Genomic DNA, 21,966 nt, shown 5'->3' with positions numbered 1-21,966 from the left:
CCGTGACAACAACTAATATAACCAAAGCTGCGCAGGCTTTGATAGAAGATGAGATAATAGCTATTCCCACCGAAACCGTTTATGGTCTGGCTGGAAACGCCTATAGCGAAAATGCCTTGAAAAAAATTTTTGAATTAAAAAAGAGACCCTTTTACAACCCATTAATTGTACATATCAAGTCTACCGCATTTTTAGACATAGTTGCCTCTGATATTCCGGATATGGCCTGGAAGCTTGCCGAGGAGTTTTGGCCTGGATCTTTAACGTTGGTTTTGAAAAAACAACCCCATATTCCAGACATCATCACTGCTGGCAAAGCGACTGTTGCTGTAAGAGTGCCGAATCACCCCATAGCATTAGCACTTTTAGAACAACTTGAGTTTCCGCTGGCAGCACCAAGTGCCAATCCTTTTGGTTGTATAAGTCCTACAACTGCCATGCACGTTTCAAACTATTTCAAAGAGAATTTGCAAGTTATATTGGATGGTGGAGTATGCCAAAACGGAATAGAATCTACAATCATAGGTTTCGAAAACGATAAACCGATTCTTTACCGGCACGGTTCAATTTCAGTAAAAGATATAGAACGAATCGTTGGAAAGGTACTAATTATAACTAACGAAGACTGTTCACCGGATGCTCCGGGAATGCTTTCGCGCCATTACGCACCAAAGACCGACACCTATCTTACCGACAATGTAAGCGAGTTAATACCATCATTTTCTGGTAAAAAAATTGGGTTGCTGTTGTTTAAGGATAAAATTAAAAGTGCCGAAAATATACTTCAAGAAGTGCTCTCCAAAAAAGGAAATCTAGCCGAAGCTGCAAAGAATTTATATGCAACAATGCACCGTTTGGACAAAAGTAACTTGGACGTAATCATTGCCGAGCGTTTGCCTAACAAAGGACTCGGAAAATCTATAAATGACCGATTGGAAAGGGCTATAAAAAAGTAAAGAATGAAAAAACAATCATCCGAAACGCCTCATTAGTAAACGAGGGTAGAATAATTATTGCCGATGTTTTGTTGAATAAAGATAGAATCGAAAAAATAGGCACTCAAATTGTGCTATCGTCAAATACAAATTATAGCGAAATTAATGCAGGAGGTTTTTACTTGTTGCCTGGGATCATTTATGATTAATTGCATTTTCGTGATCTGGGTCTGACACACAAAGATATAATCTACTCAGATTGGCCAATTTACTAAATTATCATTTAGCACTTTAACTGATGAACATCATTATTATTAGTTGAGTTAATTCGCTATGCTCTAATTGTAAACTATCGAATGTTTGTAAATTGTTGGGAAATCAATAATCATACTTAAATAAAAATCATAAATAATTTTAATGTGTTTAATTAATAATATAAATGAAAATTTATATGTTTTAGTTCGCACTTTTGCAATGTTAAATTTTAAATCAAACAAAATATGAAAATGTTACAAGTTGCAACTGCAGTTTTGTTATTACAATTGTTTCCATCATGTAAATCGAATTCAAGCAAGATTTCAAATGATGACAATAAATCTTTTACAGCAACCTACAAACATCAACATGTGCTGACTAAAGCAGAACAGGATCAATTAACACCGGATCAGGTTTTACTTCAATTTAAAGAAGGCAACGAGCGCTTTAAAAGTGGTAACGTAACGCAGCGCGAGCATTCAGAAGAAATTAGAAAAGTTGCAACGGGAGGCCAATACCCAAAGGCGATGGTTCTAAGTTGTGTGGATAGCAGAGTGCCCGTGGAAGATGTCTTTGACCAAGGAATTGGAGACGTATTTGTGGGCAGGGTAGCAGGTAATTTTGTAAACACGGACCTCTTGGGGAGTATGGAATTTGCTTGCAAAGTAGCTGGGGCAAAGCTAATATTGGTAATGGGACATCAACACTGTGGAGCAGTAAAAAGCGCAATAGATGATGTGAAGTTAGGAAACATTACATCAATGCTCGTAAACATAAAGCCAGCAGTTGCGATGAGTGAAGCTTTTCATGGCGAAAAATCATCTAAAAACGAATCCTTTGTCAAAGAAGTTGCCTATAACAATATACGTCATACCATTAGTGAGATTAGGGCAAAAAGCGAAATATTAAGAACAATGGAAAGTAAAGGAAAAATAAAAATTGTTGGGGCCTTTTACACGTTACGCACAGGAGAACTTGAGTTTATCGAGTAACACTTTTTTTTAATCGATAGCAAATAATTAAATAATAAATAAACACAAAAAAAAACATGAACTTAAACCTATTACTCGAGAACCTAACCAATCCAGCACTCCTTTTTTTTGTACTTGGCGTGATTGCCGTACTTCTAAAAAGTGATTTGGAAATACCACCAAATACGTCAAAATTTATTTCACTTTACTTGCTGTTTGCCATTGGTTTTAAGGGAGGACAAGAACTGTCGCATGAAGAATTCTCGAGTGAGATTGCATTGTCCATGCTCTTTGGAATCATGATTTCGATGCTAATACCATTATACACCTTTTTCATTCTAAAAAGAAAACTCAGTGTTTATGATGCTGGAGCCATCGCGGCGGCCTACGGCTCTGTAAGTGCCGTAACCTTTGTCACGGCGGTTTCCTATCTTGAATCGCAGCAGTTGGGACTTCACGGACACATGGTAGCCATAATGGCTTTGATGGAATCGCCGGCCATTATCATTGGACTGGTCCTAATATCTATATTCAATAAAGATCAGTCTACGACTAAAATAAAATTCAGTTCTGTCCTAAAACACTCTTTGACCAATAGCAGTGTATTGCTAATCCTTGGTAGTTTGGTAATCGGTTTTTTGGCCAGTACCAAACAGGCAGAGGGAATCAAACCCTTTACTAACGACATTTTCAAAGGATTTTTGGCCATTTTTCTTCTGGATATGGGAGTAACAAGTGGTAAAAAGCTAAAATCATTTTTCTCCTTCGGATGGTTTCCTTTCCTTTTCGCAATGATTATTCCTTTGGTCAACGGTTGTATCTTCGCAGTATTGAGTTCCTTTGTCACCGATGATGTCACCAACCGATTCATTTTTGCTGTCCTAGCCGCAAGTGCTTCCTATATCGCTGTTCCCGCAGCAATGCAAATTTCGGTTCCCAAATCAAATCCCGGTCTGTATTTGCCTATGGCACTCGCTGTCACGTTCCCGGTAAACATCACCATAGGAATGCCGATTTACTTTCTAATTGTTCAGCACTTTTAATGATTTGCCTTATACTTTTAGAAAAAACAAGAAAAGTAATTTTATAAATACCCTTGTGATAAATAAATAATGCATTGCTCTCTAATCGCCCACAATTGTTCAAAAGTTATAGTAGCATTTGAGTCCGACAACCACTTTTTTATAAAATTTTTATGGAATTTGATTTTGAACTCTCCAACTTGGTAGGGTTCAATTTCAATTTCTTTAAGCAAATCATCTTTTATTTTTGTGAAATTTGAAGATCTGGTAGTAAAATCAAATCGTTCTCCACTTATATTCAAATAACAATGGGCTTCTGGTATGAAATCAATGTTATTATCGGTTAGTATCTTTCCGATTTTGGTATTGGATTCGTTCATTTTATAAATTCCAATAATGAGTTTTACGTTTGGAATTTTATTTTGGTTGGCCACTTCTTTTAGAAAAGCATGCTTGGAACTGCAAGTGCCTTTGTTTTCTATTAAGACCAAAGACAAATCATCTCGATTGGCATTTCGGCCGTAGGGCATGTTTTTAACGTAAATCAATAAGTCTTTCCAAGAATCTATTCCTAAATTTTGAATTTGTTGGGTTAATGGATCTAAATTCGAAAACACTTTTTTAGTCATTAGGATGTGTTACTATTAAAACCTTCTTTTAATTCTCTGCCAATTTGCCCAATGTATATTCAATCAATTCATCTACTGCTTTGTAGGGATCACTGCTAAAAGTTCCGTTGGCACGATTGGCAATAATGGCATTCAGAGACAGCGCCTGATGACCCAAAAGAGCCGAAAGTCCATAAATAGCTGAAGTTTCCATTTCGAGATTAGTAATTCTAGTTCCTTCAAAAAGAAAATTATCCATTTTGGAATTTAAACTTGAATCTTGAATCTTTAAACGTAAAACTCGACCTTGAGGTCCATAAAAACCACCTGCAGTTGCCGTAATTCCTTTGAATATTTCATTACTTTCTATTCTTTTTTCCAATACCGAAGAACAAGGAATTACTGTTGGCCTTCCTTTTAATAAGTCCCAATTGGTGTGTTGAATAAACGCATTTTCCATTTCATTATTAGAAATAGCATCAATCAAATAGGAGCGGAGCATATTGTCAAGTCCTAAACCAAATTGAGCCATCACAAAACTATCCACAGGAATATCAGCATGCAAAGAACCTGATGTTCCTATTCGGATGATGTTTAATGAGGTTAGTTTTTCTTTTGGTTTTCTGGTTTCTAAGTCAATATTAACAAGAGCATCCAATTCATTGATGACAATATCAATATTATCAGGGCCAATTCCAGTGGACATCACCGTTAAACGTTTGCCTTTATAAATTCCAGTTTGGGTTTTGAATTCTCTTTTTTGAGTAGAAAATTCAATGGAATCAAAATGCTTGGTGATTTTTGTTACTCTATCCTGATCACCCACAAAAATAATATCGTGGGCAATGTGTTCTGGTTTCAAATTAAGATGATACACGCTCCCATCAGGATTGAGTATTAATTCGGATTGTTGTATAGCCATTGTTGTTGTTGTTATATCGCAGAGATTCGCAAAAGAATTTGCAGAGACTCGCAAAGATTTTTAATGAATGAATAATATCAATTCAGGGACTGCAAAATGAAATCTGAAATCTGCATTCTGAAATCTAAAATCCTACCCTCCAATACGTTTTACCTTAAATCCTTTTTCTTTTAACATGTTCATTATTTTATCGCGGTAATCCCCTTGAATGATAATGGAATCATCTTTAAAAGTCCCTCCAACACTCAGTTTGGTTTTGATTTCTTTGGCTAGGATTTTAAAATCCTCGTCGGTTCCTTCGTAACCTTCAATTATAGTGGTTGCTTTTCCTTTTCGTTTTTCGAATTTGCAGATCATAGGTTCTTTTTGAACATATAATTCATGCGCTTCTTTTTCAATTTCTTCTTCGGGAGCTATTTGGTGATCCGGAAAAAGATTTTTTAATTGGTCTTGTAAATCCATTTTTTTTTTAAATTATATAAAAAAAAATCCAAATCCCAAACACAAAGCTTTGGAATTTGAATTTTAAAATTTGGAACTTATTTTTTAATTAAACCTAAGTCAACTAAACGTTCGTACAAATAGTCTCCTGCAGTAATATCCTCGAATTTTTTAGGATTTTCGGCGTCGATACAGTTTTCTAAGCAATTTAACTTCATGTCACTAACTGGGTGCATAAAAAACGGAATAGAATAACGAGATGTTCCCCATAGTTCTCTTGGCGGATTAACCACTTGATGAATTGTAGATTTTAGTTTGTTATTGGTATGACGGGATAACATATCACCCACATTAATCACTAATTCATCTGGTTCTGCAACAGCATCAATCCAATCACCATTATGGTTTTGAACTTGTAATCCTTTACCTTGAGCTCCCATCAACAAAGTAATCAAGTTGATGTCACCATGAGCTGCTGCACGAATGGCATTCTCAGGTTCGGATGTAATAGGAGGGTAGTGAATTGGTCTTAGTATTGAATTTCCGTCTTTGGCGTATTCGTCAAAATAAAATTCATCCAATCCAAGATGCAATGCCAAAGCTCTTAACACATAAACACCCGTTTTCTCAAGCATTTGATAGGCTTCTTTACCTACAACATTAAAACGAGGTAATTCTTTTACCTCAACATTATCTGGATATTCTGAAGCATATTTGGAATCTTTATCCACATATTGTCCAAAATGCCAAAACTCTTTTAAATCCCCTTCTTTTCGGCCTTTGGCATGTTCTTTTCCAAAAGAAACATAACCTCTCTGTCCACCAATTCCAGGAATTTCATAGCTGTGTTTGGTTTCTAATGGCAAGGAAAAGAAATTCCTGATTTCGCCATACAATTCATCAACTAATTGATCGTTTAAAAAATGCCCTTTGAGCGCTACGAAGCCAATATCTTCGAATGCACTTCCGATTTCATTTACAAATTTTTGTTTACGTTTCGGGTCGTCCGAAAGGAAATCACGCAAGTCAACACTAGGAATGTTTTGCATATTATGTCTGTATTTAATACTTTAGAAGTCTTAAACTTCGTAACGACAAATATAAAAAATAAAAAAGATAACTCATTTCAATAATAAAGCATAATTTAAAATATTATAACAATTACCCTTAAAACTGTTATATTTTTATATCTTTGAAAAGCACCAATAAATCAACCAAAAATGAATTTTGACAAAAAAAATCTATCCAACGATACTTTATTAGATCTCTATAAAAGAATTCTAAAACCGAGATTGGTTGAGGAAAAAATGCTGATCCTTATTCGACAAGGTAAAGTATCCAAATGGTTTTCAGGCATTGGTCAAGAGGCTATATCAGTAGGTATTACAGCGGCTTTGGATACTGATGAGTATATACTGCCGATGCACCGTAACTTAGGCGTATTTACAGGGAGAGACATTCCGTTGCATCGATTGTTTTCACAATGGCAAGGCAAAGCCAATGGTTTTACCAAAGGAAGAGACCGAAGTTTTCATTTTGGAACACAAGACTATAAAATTATCGGAATGATTTCGCATCTGGGACCTCAATTGGGTGTTGCTGATGGAATAGCATTGGCCAATAAACTACAGAAAAACGGAAAAATAACAGCTGTTTTTACCGGAGAAGGAGCTACCAGTGAAGGAGATTTTCATGAATCGCTAAATATCGCAGCTGTATGGGATTTACCCGTTCTGTTTATAATTGAAAATAACGGATACGGTTTGTCAACACCAACCAATGAACAATACCGTTGCGAAAACCTTGCTGACAAAGGAATTGGTTACGGAATAGAAAGCCATGTTGTAGACGGAAACAATATTTTGGAAGTTTTTAATTTAATTTCGGAACTAAAAGTATCGATGAATGAAAATCCAAGACCTGTTTTGTTGGAATTCAAAACATTCAGAATGCGGGGTCACGAAGAAGCGAGTGGCACCAAATATGTTCCCCAGGAGTTAATGGATGTATGGGCTACAAAAGACCCAGTTGATAACTATAGAAGCTTTTTGTATCAAAACAATATTCTTACCAATGAACATGACGAAGAAATACAGCTCGAAATAAAAAAAGACATCGATGAAAGTTGGGCAAAAGCCAATGCTGAACCCGAAATAGTTCCCACTTACGAAGGAGAATTAAATGATGTTTACAAACCGTATATTCATGAAGAATTTCATCCAAATGAAGAAACAGAAAATATCCGTTTTATAGACGCGATTTCCAGCAGTTTACGTCAGTCGATGGAGAGACATGAAAAATCGGTTATCATGGGACAAGATATTGCCGAATATGGTGGTGCGTTCAAAATAACAGATGGTTTTGTGACTCAGTTTGGTAAAAATAGAGTTAGGAATACGCCCATTTGCGAAAGCGCTGTTGTGTCAACCGCCATGGGACTGTCTATTAATGGATATAAAGCGATTGTAGAAATGCAATTTGCCGATTTTGTGTCCACGGGATTCAACCCGATAGTAAATTTATTAGCCAAATCACATTACCGCTGGTTGGAAAAAGCCGATGTTGTGGTTCGGATGCCTTGCGGTGGCGGAACACAAGCAGGGCCTTTTCATTCCCAAACCAATGAAGCTTGGTTTACCAAAACACCAGGTCTAAAAGTAGTTTATCCAGCCTTTCCGTATGATGTAAAAGGTTTGCTGAATGCTTCTATCAACGATCCTAATCCTGTACTTTTCTTTGAACACAAACAATTGTACAGAAGCTTGTCACAAGATGTGCCTGCGAACTATTACACCCTCCCTCTAGGAAAAGCAGCTTTGTTGAAAGAAGGAAATGACGTAACTATTATCTCTTTTGGTGCAGCAATACACTGGGCTATTGAAACATTAGATAAAAATCCAGAGATAAAAGCTGATTTATTGGATTTAAGAACACTTCAACCTTTGGATACTGGAGCTATTTATACATCGGTTAAGAAAACGGGAAGGGTCATCATTTACCAAGAAGATTCCATGTTTGGAGGTGTTGCCAGCGATATTTCAGCATTGATAATGGAAAATTGCTTTGAATTCTTGGATGCGCCTGTAAAACGCGTGGCGAGTTTGGATTCTCCTATTCCTTTTACAAAAGCACTGGAAGATCAATATTTGCCGAAAGGCAGATTTGAAAGGGAGTTGAAAGCACTTTTGGAGTATTGATGAAGAAACTATAAATTGAAATAAAAAAAGGATGTCTGCAATTAGACATCCTTTTTTTTTATTGAAAGTAAAGTACAGATCAACTCGCAAATAGTAAAATAAGCAATTGTGCGACCAAAATTCTGCTAATAGTTACCAGCGGATAAACAGTAGCATAAGATTGATTAGGAATGTCTGAATCTAGATATTTGGTACTAAAGGCCAAAGCTGCAGGATCCGTATAAGAACCACTCATGATACCCACCATTTGGTAAAAATTAAGTTTGAATACAAATCGGCTTATCAATACCAATATCGTCAATGGTATAAAAGTGATATAACAGCCATAGTATATCCACATCCACCCGTCATTTGCTATAAAATTATCATAAAATCCATGACCCGCTTTAATCCCTACGGCAGCAAAGAACAAACAAATCCCGAAATCCTTCATGAAATGTATCGCTCCGTTATTGATGTACGAATGGATTACCCCAACACCACCATATCGACTGATGAATAAAGCGGCCAAAAGCGGCCCTGCGGCCAATCCTAATTTTAGGGGAACTGGCAAAGATGGAATCATAATTGGAATAGAACCGATGATAACCCCAAAAATCAAACCTCCGAAAAGAGAAAGAAAATCAGGTTCTAAAAGTATTTTTTTAGAATTTCCTATAATATGTTCTGCTTCTTGAATGGCTTCTTTACTACCGACTACCAACAAAGTATCACCATAATAAAGTTCCAACGTAGGCTGTGCCAAAATTTCTAATCCAGAACGAACTACACGGGTTACTTTCAAACCAAATTGATTATACAAATCCAATTGTGCCAAAGTTTTATGAGTAGCGGTTTTCTTAGTTACACTAAGAATTTTGGTTGTAACATCATCTTCAGATTCAATAAATAAATCTGTTGATACTTTCCCAACAATGTCAATAAACTTATTGATGTCTTTTTGTTTGGCCACAACCATTAAAACGTCTTTTTCTTTTATTGTAGAATCTAATGAAGGCGAAAAAACTACCTTGGTTCCGCTTTGTTTTTGTCTCGAAATAATCACGTCTTCTACGTGGAATTCTTTGAATATTTGACGAATAGTTTTTCCAATAACTTCAGGTTGAGTAATTCTGCATTTTTGGCGAATAATTTTATTTTCAGAGTCTTTGTTTTTCTCTTTAAGTAATACCACTTCTTTTTTTAAATCAATTTTTAAAAAGCTTTTGGCTAAAATTATAATAAGTATAATCCCGAAAACTCCTATAGGATATGTAATTGCATAAGCAATAGCAGGATCCGAAAAATGATCGGCGGGAAGATTCAATTGTTTTTGAATTTCAATAAGAGTTGATTTTGCTGCTCCTAGTCCGGGAGTATTGGTAACTGAACCCGACATTAGTCCAACTGCATTTTCAATTTTTACATTGGCTAATAAATGAATGCAATAAGCAATAATTCCACCCAAAAACACAGTTCCAACGCCTAAAGCATTAAAAATCAAACCCTCTTTTTTGAAAGAAGAAAAGAAAGTTGGTCCTACTTGAATACCAATACCGTAAACAAAAAGGATTAATCCAAATTCCCGTACGAATTGAATTAATTCTGCTTCCATGCTAAAACCTAAATGACCTAAAAAAAGGCCAACAAACATAACTGCAGAAACACCGAGGGAAACACTTCCTATTCTGAGTTTACCGGCGAAAAAGCCTACACTAATAGTCATAAATAATACAATTAATGACTGCGTCATCTCCGGTGTTTCGGTCGGAGTAAACAATATTTTAAACCATTCGAACATAATTTTATAATATTTAGTTGTAAATAATAATGTAAATGAATTGAATAATTTGGTATTTTTATATGATAAAAATCAGTTTTATTTTATTTTGTTTTCTAAGAATCAAATTGTTAACTTAATACTCAAAGACTTAAAAAAAACTTCGTAAACCCCTGTAAAACACCATAAAAGCGCAAACGTTTGCGTATATTTTTTTTGCAAACATGATAAAAATCAGTTTTTTTCCTTATTTGCTAAAGTACCTTTGAGAAAGAAAATAACACATCAAATTATAATAAATAGAAAATCATGAAAAACATCAAAATTATTCAGGAATTACACAATTTAGGAATCACAGGTTACCATGAAGTTGTTTATAACCCTTCTTACGAAGAATTATTCAAAGCTGAAGTTTCTAATAAAAGAAAAGGATACGAAAAAGGAGCATTAACTGATACAGGTGCTGTTGCAGTAAAAACAGGAGTTTTTACTGGACGTTCTCCCAAAGATAGATATATTGTTAAAGACTCAGTTTCAAAAGATACTATATATTGGGATGATAAAGTAAATTTTCCAACAACTCAAGGAATTTATGATGAATTAAAAGGATTAGTTTTAAAACAACTTTCTACATCTCCAAAATTATATGTAGTGGATGCATTTTGCGGAACAAATGCTGATACAAGACTTAAAGTTCGTTTCGTAATGGAAGTAGCTTGGCAAGCGCACTTTGTAACGAATATGTTTATCAGACCTTCTGTTTATGAATTGGAAAACTTTGGACAACCTGATTTCATTGTAATGAACGGTTCAAAAACAATAAATCCAAATTGGAGAGAACAAGGATTAAACTCAGAAAATTTCGTTGTATTCAATCTTACTGAAAAAATTCAAATTATTGGAGGAACTTGGTACGGTGGTGAAATGAAAAAGGGTATGTTCTCCATGATGAACTACTATTTACCATTAAAAGGAATGGCTTCAATGCACTGTTCTGCTAACGTAGGTGAAAAAGGAGATGTTGCAGTATTCTTTGGACTTTCTGGAACAGGGAAAACAACTCTTTCTGCAGATCCAAAAAGATATTTAATTGGTGATGATGAACACGGTTGGGATAACAATGGAGTATTCAACTACGAAGGAGGTTGTTATGCTAAAGTAATTGATTTATCTGAAGATAATGAACCAGATATCTGGAGAGCTATTAAAAGAGATGCATTGTTAGAAAATGTTATCGTTGATGAGTACGGAGAAATTGATTATTATGATCACTCAATCACTGAAAATTCTAGAGTTTCTTACCCAATTTATCACATCAACAAAATTGTATTGCCTTCTAAAGCGGGACATGCTAGCAAAATCATTTATCTATCAGCAGATGCATTTGGAGTATTGCCTCCAGTATCAATCTTAGATGAAGATCAAGCTCAATACCACTTCTTATGCGGATATACTTCTAAATTAGCAGGAACTGAAAGAGGAATTACTTCTCCAGAACCTTCTTTCTCTCCAGCATTCGGGGAAGCTTTCTTAACGTTACACCCAACAATGTATTCTAAAACATTAATTGGAAAAATGAAAGAACACGGAGCTAAAGCATACTTAGTCAATACTGGCTGGAACGGAACTGGAAAAAGAATTTCTCTTAAAAACACAAGAGCCATTATTGATGCGATCATCAACAGTGAAATTGATTCTGCAGAAACAAAAACAATTCCATTCTTGAATTTGACTATCCCAACTGCTTTAACAAATGTTAGTGAAGGAATTCTTGACCCAAGAGATACTTATAAAGATGGAGCGGAATGGGAAAGTAAAGCAAAAGATTTATCAGAGCGTTACATTAAAAATTTCGAGCAATATACAGATACTGAAGAAGGAAAACGTTTAGTCGCTGCTGGACCTTCTTTGGAAGCTGTTTTAAATTAGTAAGTTACTAATAATTATTTAGGGTTGGTTAAACACCTGTTAGTAATGCGTAAAAGCAATATTAATGGGTGTTTTGTTTTTTTTCAACAAATACCTTTTAGAAAATCAATTCTTCGTATATTAATTTAATAAATCTATTCATTTTGGTTTTTTATAATTTAACAAATAATTATTGAAACGTTAAAATAAAAATTGGATTGTAATTGATTTATCCTCTATATTTGCAAAAGAAAAAAAGAGTTATCTAATTTTATAAAGTTATGTTATCAATTCAATTACATCATCATCATTCTCATAATTGCTCTCAAGCGATGTGTTAATGATATGCGTGTAAATCACAATAATCTAAACCCGTTTGAGTACATCAAACGGGTTTTTTATTACCTATTCTTTGTACTCAGGCATTAATTTAAACAACAAACTAAAAAACTAAAAATGAGTACACTTAAAATTGCAATTCAAAAATCAGGACGTTTAAACGAAGAAAGCATCCAAATCCTAAAAGACGCGGGTATCTCAATCGATAATGGAATAGATCAATTAAAAGCAGAAGCTTCCAATTTTCCTTTAGAGGTTTTATATCTACGAAATTCGGATATTCCTCAGTATTTAATCGATGGAGTAGTTGATATTGCTATTGTTGGAGATAATTTATTAGTTGAAAAAGGTAAAAACATTGAAGTAATTCAAAAATTAGGCTTTTCAAAATGTAAAGTATCTGTAGCCGTTCCTAAAACATTTGACTACAAATCAGTTAAAGATTTAGATGGTATGCGTATTGCGACTTCTTATCCCAACACAGTTCTTAATTTTTTTAATTCTAAAGGCGTTACTGTTGACATTCACCAAATATCAGGTTCGGTAGAAATTGCTCCAAATATAGGTTTGGCTGATGCTATTGTAGATATCGTATCTAGCGGAAGTACTTTGTTCAAGAATAATTTGAAAGAAGTTGAGGTTATTTTCAAAAGTGAAGCGGTATTAGCAGTTTCCCCAAAAGTAAGCCCTGAATCTCAAAAAATAATTGACACCTTAAAATTCAGAATTGAATCGGTTTTAAGAGCTAGAAAATCAAAATACATTTTGATGAATATTCCAAATGACAAAATCGATGCCGTTGGAAAGATCCTTCCTGTATTGCGAAGTTTAACCGTTTTGCCATTGGCGCAAGAGGGATGGAGTAGTGTACACTCGGTAATTGACAAAGACACTTTTTGGGAAGTAATCGACCGCTTGAAAGAAGTTGGTGCCGAAGGAATTTTAGTTTGTCCAATCGAAAAAATGGTACTTTAGAAGCTATAAGCTTTAGACAATAAGCCGCAAGCTTTCTTACTAAGGCTAGAAGTTATTTAAATCGCTTAAAGCTTACAGCTTATAGCATAAAGCATAAAAAAATGAATAAAATATACAACCCAAAACCAGAAACTTGGTCAGCTATTTTAGAAAGACCAACTAAAACAGTTGATGATATCGAAGCAACTGTAAAAGGAATTTTCAAGGAAGTACAGTCAAAAGGAGATTTTGCTGTTGCAAAATATACGTCTCTTTTTGATGGTGTTTCAGTTCCAGATTTGGAAGTTTCCCAAACCGAAATTGCAACTGCAATTGCAACTATTTCTATAGAGTTAAAAGAAGCTATTCAGTTAGCAAAATCAAATATTGAAAAATTTCACGCTGCCCAAAAAACAAATCGGGTTATCGTTGAGACTATTGAAGGGGTAAACTGCTGGCAGGAAAAAAGACCAATTCAAAAAATTGGTTTATACATTCCAGGCGGAACTGCCCCGTTATTTTCAACAGTATTGATGCTAGCGGTACCCGCTAATCTTGCAGGGTGTAACGAAATTGTATTGTGTTCGCCTCCAGATAAAAAAGGAAATATCAATCCAGCGATTCTATATGCAGCTTATTTGTGTGGTGTCACCAAAATTCTAAAAGTGGGAGGTATTCAGGCCATCGCAGGAATGACTTTTGGAACAGAATTAATTCCGAAAGTCTATAAAATATTCGGACCTGGAAACCAATTCGTAACGGTTGCCAAACAATTGGCTACTCAATTTGGAGTCGCTATCGATATGCCAGCAGGTCCATCCGAGTTGTTGATTGTGGCTGATGACACTGCCGTTCCTGCTTTCGTAGCATCCGATTTATTGTCCCAGGCCGAACACGGAACTGACAGCCAGGTAATTTTAGTTTCGACTTCAAAAACATTGATTGACGCTGTCGAACTGGAAATTCATTCACAAATGGAGGTTCTTCCCCGAAAAGCCATTGCAGAAAAAGCCATTGTGAATTCAAAATTGATTTTCGTCGAAAATGATGCAATCGCTTTAGAACTTATCAATGAATACGGCCCTGAACATTTTATTATTTGCACCAAAGACGAAGCTTTTTACGTTGATAACATTACCAATGCCGGCTCTGTATTTATTGGAAATTACACTCCTGAAAGCGCGGGTGATTATGCCTCAGGAACCAATCACACCTTACCAACAAATGGATATGCGAAAAATTATAGCGGAGTAAATCTGGATAGTTTTACCAAATCAATGACTTTTCAGAAAATAAGCCCAATTGGAATTCAAAACATTGGTTCAGCGATTGAAATTATGGCTGAAGCCGAGGGATTACAAGCGCACAAAAATGCTGTTACTTTACGACTGAAGAGTTTAGAATAGAGAATAGAGACAAGAAGCAAGACTATAAGAAGAATAAAATTGAGCAATTGAAGATCGAGTCTTTAATCTAGCATCTTTACTTCTTTCGTCTAAAAAAATAAAAAAAATGATAAATAGTTTTAATTTAGATAGTTTAGTTCGTGACAACGTTAAGGTCTTAAAACCATATTCGTCTGCAAGAGATGAATTTGAGGATTTTGACACCGTTGATATGGTTTTTTTGGATGCCAATGAAAATCCTTACGCTAATGGAGTAAACCGTTATCCTGATCCGCAACAAGCTTCGGTAAAAAGTATCCTTGCAAAGCAGCACAAAGTAAATCCGAACCAAATGTTATTAGGAAACGGTAGTGATGAGGTACTGGATTTGATTTTTAGAGCGTTTTGTGAGCCAAAAGTTAATAATGTAATTACTTTGCCACCTACTTACGGAATGTATGGTGTATTAGCCAATATCAATGCCGTAGAAAATAGAGAAGTATTACTTTCGACCGATTTTCAACCTCAAATTGAAAAAATCTTCAAGGCAATTGATGATAATACGAAAATGATTTTTTTGTGTTCGCCGAATAACCCAACAGGAAATTCTTTTTCGGAAGAAAGCGTTACGACTTTGTTGGAACATTTCAATGGCTTGATCGTGATAGACGAAGCGTATATTGACTTTTCAGAAAAAGAGAGTTGGTTGAAGAAAATTGATCAATATCCTAATTTGATTATTACTCAGACTCTTTCAAAAGCCTATGGTTTGGCAGGGATTCGTTTGGGAATTTGTTATGCTTCAGCAGAAATAATCGCGGTTTTGAACAAAATAAAACCACCTTACAATGTAAACGAATTAACTCAGAAAAGAGCTGTGGAAAGATTGGATGATACCGATGCCATACAATCTGAAATCACTGCAATTATAAAGCAAAGGTCAGCATTACTTAAAGTATTACTTGATGTAAAATACGTTGAAAAAATTTATCCAACGGAAGCCAATTTTATATTGATTAAAGTAGATGATGCCAATAAAAGATATGATGAATTGATTGCTAAAGGAATCGTAATCCGCAACAGAACAACTCAGCCTTTATGTGATAATTGTTTGCGTTTGACTATTGGAACAGAAGAAGAAAATAAAAAATTAATTGAGGCATTAATAGCTTAAGAAAATGAAGAAAGTACTTTTTATAGATCGTGATGGAACCATTGTTTTAGAACCTGAAAACTATCAACTAGACAGCCTGGAAAAATTGGAATTTTATCCAAAAGCGTTTCAGTATTTGGCAAAAATTGCAAAAGAAATGGATTACGAATTGGTGATGGTAACCAATCAGGACGGATTGGGAACCGACAGTTTTCCGGAAGATACTTTTTGGCCAACGCAAAACTTTATTTTGAGAGCTTTTGAAAACGAAGGCGTTCTTTTTGACGACATTTTCGTGGATCGTTCTTTTCCGGAAGACAATGCTCCAACCCGCAAGCCAAGAACAGGAATGTTAACCAAATATATTGACAACCCAGAATATGATTTAGCCAACTCATTTGTTTTAGGTGATCGTTTGACCGATGTAGAATTGGCTAAAAACTTGGGAGCCAAAGCTATTTTTATGAAATTGGAAGAAGAATTGGGAGTAGCTGAAGTTTCAAGTAAAAAAGAAGAACTAGACGAGATAATCGTATTGCAGTCAACTGATTGGAAAGCCATTTATGAGTTTTTGAAACTCGAAGCGCGTTCTGCAAGCATTTCAAGAAAAACCAATGAAACCGATATCTACATCAACCTGAACTTGGATGGAACCGGAAAAAGTAAAATCGAAACCGGTATTGCTTTTTTTGACCACATGTTAGACCAAATTGCACGCCACGGACAAATGGACTTGGAAATTTTGGTAAAAGGAGATTTAGAAGTTGATGAACACCACACAATTGAAGACACTGCCATCGCGCTTGGAGAAGTTTTTGCCAAAGCATTAGGAAATAAACTAGGAATCGAACGTTATGGTTTTTGTTTACCGATGGACGACTGTTTATCCCAAGTAGCCATTGATTTTGGAGGCAGAAACTGGCTGGTTTGGGAAACCGAATTTAAGCGTGAAATGGTAGGTAAAATGCCAACAGAGATGTTTTATCATTTCTTCAAATCCTTCTCAGATGGGGCAAAAGCCAATATAAACATCAAAGCGGAAGGAACCAACGAGCATCACAAAATTGAAGCCATCTTTAAAGCTTTTGCGAAAGCGATAAAAGTAGCCGTAAAACGCGATACAGAAAAAATGATTTTACCGAGTACGAAAGGGATGTTGTAAAATGCTTCAAGACTTCAGCTATCGGCAATCAGCCCAAAGCTCAAAGCTCAAAGCCCAAAGTTTATAAAATGAAAATAGTAATCATAAATTACGGAGCAGGAAATATTCAAAGCATTATGTTCGCTATCGAAAGATTGGGATACAAAGCCGTTTTGAGCAATAATCCGGAAGAAATAAAGTCTGCTGACAAAGTAATCTTTCCTGGCGTAGGTGAGGCGAGTTATGCCATGAAAATGCTAAAAAAGAGCGGTTTGGATTCCTTGATCCCAACGCTGAAACAACCTGTATTCGGAATTTGTTTGGGTATGCAATTGATGTGTAATTCTTCTGAGGAAGGAAATACGGAAGGATTAGGAATTTTTGATGTAGATGTTGTGAAATTTTCTCCAAAAGTGAAAGTGCCCCAAATGGGTTGGAACAATATTTACAATCTTAAATCAGATTTGTTCAAAGGAATTGCCGAGAATGAATATATGTATTTGGTCCATAGTTTTTATGCCCCTATTTGCAAAGAAACCATTGCAACTACTGAATATGAATTGGAGTATTCTTCGGCTTTAGAGAATGATAATTTCTACGGAACACAATTTCACCCCGAGAAAAGCGGTGATATTGGAGAGCAAATTTTAAACAACTTTTTAAACCTTAAACTTTAAACAAATTATGCGAATAATCCCTGCAATAGATATTATAGAAGGAAAATGTGTTCGCTTATCCAAAGGCGATTACAACACCAAAATCATATACAACGAAAACCCGTTGGAAGTGGCTAAATCATTTGAAGCCCACGGAATAGAATATTTACATTTAGTGGATTTAGATGGTGCAAAATCAAGTAAGATTGTCAATTATAAAATATTGGAACAAATTGCTACACAAACCAAACTGAAAATTGATTTTGGTGGTGGTTTAAAAGCGGATTCTGATTTGAAAATAGCTTTTGAAAGTGGCGCCAACCAAATCACTGGTGGAAGTATTGCAGTAAAAAACAGAGCAATTTTTGAGAAATGGATTGCTGAATACGGTTCAGATAAAATTATTTTAGGAGCTGACGCCAATAACGAAAAAGTGGCAGTTTCGGGTTGGTTGGAAGATTCTGATGAAGATTTGGTACCATTTATTCAGGATTACCAAAACAAAGGAATTGAGTATGTAATTTGTACCGATATTGCCAAAGACGGAATGTTAGAAGGACCTAGTTTTGATTTGTATGCCAAGATTTTGACGGAAGCCAAAGGAATAAAATTAATCGCCTCTGGTGGAATTTCTACTTTTGATGAATTGCCTAAATTAGCCGAATTAGGTTGTGAAGGCACCATTATCGGGAAAGCCATTTACGAAGGACGAATTTCGTTGAAACAATTGGAAAATTATATAATAGGTTGATAGTTGTCGGTTGTCGGTTGATAGTTTATTTCATTGACCAATAACCAACAACCAACAACCAACAACTAAAATAAAAATGCTAACAAAAAGAATAATACCCTGTCTCGATATTAAAAACGGAAGAACTGTTAAAGGTGTTAATTTCGTAGATTTGCGTGATGCAGGAGATCCTGTCGAATTGGCCAAAATTTATTCAGATGAAGGTGCTGACGAATTGGTTTTTCTGGATATCTCGGCAACCGAAGAACGCAGAAAAACTTTGGTTGATTTGGTTCGAAAAGTAGCGGCAACGATCAATATTCCGTTTACGGTAGGTGGAGGAATCTCGACAGTAGAAGACGTTGAAGTTTTATTGCAAAATGGTGCAGATAAAGTTTCTATCAATTCTTCTGCCGTAAAAAATCCAAGGTTGATTAATGATTTGGCACAAAAATTCGGAAGCCAATGTATAGTGGTAGCCATAGATGCCAAGCAAATCGACGGAGAATGGATCGTACATTTGGTAGGAGGAAAGGTTCCTACAGAAATTCGATTATTTGATTGGGCACAAGAAGTAGAACATAGAGGAGCGGGAGAAATACTTTTTACCTCAATGAATCACGACGGAACCAAAAATGGTTTTGCAAATGAGGCTTTGGCTAAACTTTCAGAATTAGTCAATATTCCAATAATTGCTTCTGGTGGAGCGGGAAATATGCAACATTTTGTAGATACTTTTATTTATGGAAAAGCTGATGCAGCATTGGCGGCAAGCGTATTTCATTTTAAAGAAATAGAAATCAAAGCATTGAAAAAAGAACTTAAAAATAACAATATAGAAGTTAGGATATAAATCTAAAATCCTAAATCTAAAATCCAAAATTGAATATGGACATAGATTTTTCAAAAAGCGCACACGGGTTAATTCCTGCTATCATCCAAGACAGTGAAACTAAAAATGTTTTAATGCTTGGTTATATGAATGCCGAGGCCTACCAAAAAACTTTAGATACTAAAAAAGTAACTTTCTACAGCCGTTCCAAACAAAGGCTTTGGACAAAAGGGGAAGAGAGTGGCAATTTTTTGAATTTGGTTGACATCAAAAATGACTGTGATAATGATACATTGTTGATTCAAGTACAACCTGTGGGACCAACTTGTCACAAAGGTACAGATACTTGCTGGGCAACCGAAAATAAGCAAGAATATGGTTTTATTTCGAATCTGGAAAACACCATCAAAACGAGAAGGGAAAATGCCGATTCCGAGAAAAGTTACGTGGCTTCTTTATTCAAATTGGGAATCAACAAAATTGCACAAAAAGTGGGAGAAGAAGCAGTAGAAGTGGTGATTGAGGCCAAAGATGACAACGATGATTTATTCTTGAGCGAAAGTGCCGATTTGCTATTTCACTATTTAATATTACTGCAAGCCAAAGGTTTTCAATTGAATGACGTGATTGAAGTTTTGAAAAGCCGTCAGAAATAAAAATCAGTTTGAAGTTTCAAACAAAGAACTGAAACTTTAAATTTTAAAATAACTATGATACGCTAAAGCCCGATTGCAAAATTAATTGCTTTTGGGCTTTTTTTTGGTTCTAAAAATAAAAAAAGTGTGTAGTTTTGGTAGAAAATTATCAAATACATGAAATGAGCATTACTATCATTGGGGTACCAAACGCTAATGCCGATATGCGAATTACGTGTGACCTACTAAAAACAATAATTATCAACACATGAAAAAGTATCTAAAACTATTATTGATTGCATTTTTAATCACTAATGGAATACAAGCCCAAGCACTTCTTGGTAAATCTGAAGTTGTCTTCACAAGACAAGATTCTTTAAGAGGTAGCATCACCAAGGAAAGAGCATGGTGGGATGTAAAACACTATGATTTGGATGTAAAAGTAAATCCTTCAGATAGCACAATTACAGGATCTAATACCATTCAATATAAAGTGTTACAAACTTATAGCATAATGCAAATTGATTTGCAAAATCCGATGGAAATTAGCAAAGTTACTCAAGATGGTGTAGCATTAAAATACAAAAGAGAAGGTAATGCTTTCTTTATAACATTAGTTTCAAAACAAAATGTAGGAGCCATAAAAGAAGTAAAAATCTTTTATCATGGTAAACCAAAAGTAGCCGTTAGACCACCATGGGATGGCGGGTTAACTTGGAAAAAAGATAAAAACGGAAACAATTTTATAGCATCGTCCTGCCAAGGATTGGGAGCCAGTGTTTGGTGGCCAAACAAGGATCATATGTATGATGAAGTAGAAGGAATGAAAATTAGTGTGAATGTTCCTGGGAAATTAATCGATGTTTCGAATGGTCGTTTGCAAAATGTAAAAACACTAAAAGACGGTACCAAAACCTATACTTGGGTAGTGAAAAATCCAATCAATAATTATGGGGTAAATATCAATATTGGAGATTATGTTACTTTTTCAGAGAAATACAAAGGAGAAAAAGGCAATTTGGATTGTACTTACTATGTTTTGAAAGATAATTTGGCAAAAGCTAAAGAACAATTCAAAGATGTTCCTAGGATGTTGAAAGCTTTTGAACATTGGTTTGGTCCTTATCCGTTCTATGAAGATAGCTACAAGCTAGTGGAAGCTCCTTACTTAGGAATGGAACACCAAAGTTGTGTAACTTATGGCAATGGTTTTAAAAATGGATATTTAGGGCGCGATTTGAGCGGAACAGGTTGGGGATTAAAATTTGATTTTATCATCATCCATGAATCGGGACACGAATGGTTTGCGAACAACATTACGTACAAAGACATCGCCGATATGTGGATTCACGAAAGCTTTACTTGCTATTCAGAAAGTCTTTTTCTTGAGTATTATTATGGAAAAGAAGCTGCTGGTGAATATGTAAGAGGTATTCGGAAAAATATTGAAAACGACAAGCCTATTATTGGACATTATGATGTAAACAACGAAGGCTCAGGAGATATGTATTACAAAGGTGCCAATATGCTTAATACATTGCGCCAGTTAATAAATAATGACGAAAAATGGAGAACTATCTTAAGAGGCTTAAATAGTACTTTTTACCATCAAACCGTTACAACAAAGCAAATTGAAGATTATTTGAGTCAACAAGTAGGAATGGATTTAAACCCATTCTTTAATCAATATTTGAGAGACATTAGAATTCCAACATTTGAATATACTTTTCAGGACAACATTTTAAAATACCGTTGGACGAATATTGTTGCAGGTTTTGATATGCCTGTAAAAGTATCCTTAAACGGAACTGAAGTTATTTTGAATTCAAAAGCAGAATGGACTGAATTTACCACTGCTTCAAAAATTGAAAAAGTAGAAGTAAACAAAGATTTTTATGTTTTGAGCAAAGAAGTTGCAAAATAAAAAAAATTAAAACATATAAGTCATATAAGTTAGATTCTATTAACTTATATGACTTATATGGTTAAAAAAATAGACACTGTCCCATAAAGTGTGTAAGTTGAAAAGTCAAGGCTTCGGTTTTATAATCGGAGCCTTTTATCAAATATAAGGGTAAATTGGTTTAAAACAATTCCCCAATTTTGAATAGGCATCGTCCATT

19 protein-coding genes are annotated in these 21,966 nt (G+C 35.1%); 14 read left to right on the top strand and 5 right to left on the bottom strand.

The features are described from left to right. Positions 1-2: 2 nt before the first annotated feature. From KZH69_RS14675 to KZH69_RS14665, 3 genes are all read left to right on the top strand, one after another. Positions 3-956 (top strand): L-threonylcarbamoyladenylate synthase, encoded by a 954-nt coding sequence (locus KZH69_RS14675; protein ID WP_219318230.1) that lies wholly within the window; start codon positions 3-5, stop codon positions 954-956. 479 nt (positions 957-1,435) lie between these two features. After that, positions 1,436-2,182 (top strand): carbonic anhydrase family protein, encoded by a 747-nt coding sequence (locus KZH69_RS14670; protein ID WP_219318229.1) that lies wholly within the window; start codon positions 1,436-1,438, stop codon positions 2,180-2,182. 56 nt (positions 2,183-2,238) lie between these two features. Continuing rightward, a complete protein-coding gene (locus KZH69_RS14665; RefSeq protein ID WP_219318228.1) occupies positions 2,239-3,204 on the top strand; it encodes a sodium-dependent bicarbonate transport family permease in 966 nt (321 codons plus the stop codon). A gap of 41 nt (positions 3,205-3,245) precedes the next feature. Here the strand turns inward: KZH69_RS14665 and KZH69_RS14660 are convergent, their stop codons facing one another. The 4 genes from KZH69_RS14660 to KZH69_RS14645 form a co-directional block, all read right to left on the bottom strand. Continuing rightward, positions 3,246-3,812, bottom strand: a complete 567-nt coding sequence (locus KZH69_RS14660) for a hypothetical protein (RefSeq protein WP_255558123.1) — start codon at positions 3,810-3,812, stop codon at positions 3,246-3,248. Between the two features lie 28 nt (positions 3,813-3,840). Next, complete coding sequence (locus tag KZH69_RS14655; RefSeq protein ID WP_219318227.1) at positions 3,841-4,713, bottom strand: nucleoside phosphorylase; 873 nt, start codon at positions 4,711-4,713, stop codon at positions 3,841-3,843. Positions 4,714-4,845: 132 nt separating this feature from the next. Further along, positions 4,846-5,175, bottom strand: a complete 330-nt coding sequence (locus KZH69_RS14650) for a translation initiation factor (protein WP_219318226.1) — start codon at positions 5,173-5,175, stop codon at positions 4,846-4,848. Between the two features lie 77 nt (positions 5,176-5,252). After that, positions 5,253-6,203: an isopenicillin N synthase family dioxygenase gene (locus KZH69_RS14645; protein WP_219318225.1), complete on the bottom strand. Its 951-nt coding sequence runs from the start codon at positions 6,201-6,203 to the stop codon at positions 5,253-5,255. A gap of 171 nt (positions 6,204-6,374) precedes the next feature. Between KZH69_RS14645 and KZH69_RS14640 the strand changes: the two genes are divergently transcribed. Beyond that, positions 6,375-8,351 carry an alpha-ketoacid dehydrogenase subunit alpha/beta gene (locus KZH69_RS14640; RefSeq protein ID WP_219318224.1) on the top strand — a complete coding sequence of 659 codons (1,977 nt, stop codon included), beginning with the start codon at positions 6,375-6,377 and terminating at the stop codon, positions 8,349-8,351. Between the two features lie 79 nt (positions 8,352-8,430). On the opposite strand, the gene KZH69_RS14635 is transcribed toward KZH69_RS14640, so the two are convergent. Beyond that, entirely contained in the window at positions 8,431-10,131 is a 1,701-nt protein-coding gene (locus tag KZH69_RS14635; protein WP_219318223.1) for a putative transporter, read from the bottom strand. 288 nt (positions 10,132-10,419) lie between these two features. Here KZH69_RS14635 and pckA point away from each other — a divergent pair, with 288 nt between their 5' ends. The 10 genes from pckA to KZH69_RS14585 all read left to right on the top strand — a co-directional run bounded on the left by pckA (position 10,420) and on the right by KZH69_RS14585 (position 21,767). Further along, entirely contained in the window at positions 10,420-12,039 is a 1,620-nt protein-coding gene (pckA, locus tag KZH69_RS14630; protein ID WP_219318222.1) for a phosphoenolpyruvate carboxykinase (ATP), read from the top strand. A 435-nt stretch (positions 12,040-12,474) separates the two neighbouring features. Beyond that, entirely contained in the window at positions 12,475-13,332 is an 858-nt protein-coding gene (gene hisG, locus KZH69_RS14625) for an ATP phosphoribosyltransferase (RefSeq protein WP_219318221.1), read from the top strand. Between the two features lie 101 nt (positions 13,333-13,433). Beyond that, a complete protein-coding gene (gene hisD, locus KZH69_RS14620) occupies positions 13,434-14,717 on the top strand; it encodes a histidinol dehydrogenase (RefSeq protein WP_219318220.1) in 1,284 nt (427 codons plus the stop codon). Between the two features lie 106 nt (positions 14,718-14,823). Further along, positions 14,824-15,870 (top strand): histidinol-phosphate transaminase, encoded by a 1,047-nt coding sequence (gene hisC, locus KZH69_RS14615; protein WP_219318219.1) that lies wholly within the window; start codon positions 14,824-14,826, stop codon positions 15,868-15,870. Between the two features lie 4 nt (positions 15,871-15,874). Beyond that, complete coding sequence (gene hisB / locus KZH69_RS14610; protein WP_219318218.1) at positions 15,875-17,011, top strand: bifunctional histidinol-phosphatase/imidazoleglycerol-phosphate dehydratase HisB; 1,137 nt, start codon at positions 15,875-15,877, stop codon at positions 17,009-17,011. A gap of 68 nt (positions 17,012-17,079) precedes the next feature. Then, the gene (hisH, locus tag KZH69_RS14605; RefSeq protein WP_219318217.1) at positions 17,080-17,667 is read left to right on the top strand and encodes an imidazole glycerol phosphate synthase subunit HisH; all 588 of its coding nucleotides are present in this window, start codon (positions 17,080-17,082) and stop codon (positions 17,665-17,667) included. 7 nt (positions 17,668-17,674) lie between these two features. After that, positions 17,675-18,397 carry a 1-(5-phosphoribosyl)-5-[(5-phosphoribosylamino)methylideneamino]imidazole-4-carboxamide isomerase gene (gene hisA / locus KZH69_RS14600; protein ID WP_219318216.1) on the top strand — a complete coding sequence of 241 codons (723 nt, stop codon included), beginning with the start codon at positions 17,675-17,677 and terminating at the stop codon, positions 18,395-18,397. 76 nt (positions 18,398-18,473) lie between these two features. After that, on the top strand, positions 18,474-19,229 hold the full coding sequence (gene hisF, locus KZH69_RS14595; RefSeq protein ID WP_219318215.1) for an imidazole glycerol phosphate synthase subunit HisF: 756 nt from the start codon (positions 18,474-18,476) through the stop codon (positions 19,227-19,229). A 35-nt stretch (positions 19,230-19,264) separates the two neighbouring features. Beyond that, positions 19,265-19,864 (top strand): bifunctional phosphoribosyl-AMP cyclohydrolase/phosphoribosyl-ATP diphosphatase HisIE, encoded by a 600-nt coding sequence (hisIE, locus tag KZH69_RS14590; protein ID WP_219318214.1) that lies wholly within the window; start codon positions 19,265-19,267, stop codon positions 19,862-19,864. A 247-nt stretch (positions 19,865-20,111) separates the two neighbouring features. Further along, positions 20,112-21,767 carry a M1 family metallopeptidase gene (locus KZH69_RS14585; RefSeq protein ID WP_219318213.1) on the top strand — a complete coding sequence of 552 codons (1,656 nt, stop codon included), beginning with the start codon at positions 20,112-20,114 and terminating at the stop codon, positions 21,765-21,767. Positions 21,768-21,966: the final 199 nt, after the last annotated feature.

Source organism: Flavobacterium taihuense (assembly GCF_019351435.1).
GTDB classification, from domain to species: Bacteria; Bacteroidota; Bacteroidia; order Flavobacteriales; family Flavobacteriaceae; genus Flavobacterium; species Flavobacterium taihuense.
Note: the sequence above shows the minus strand (reverse complement) of the source record. Positions and strands in the feature narration are given on the sequence as shown.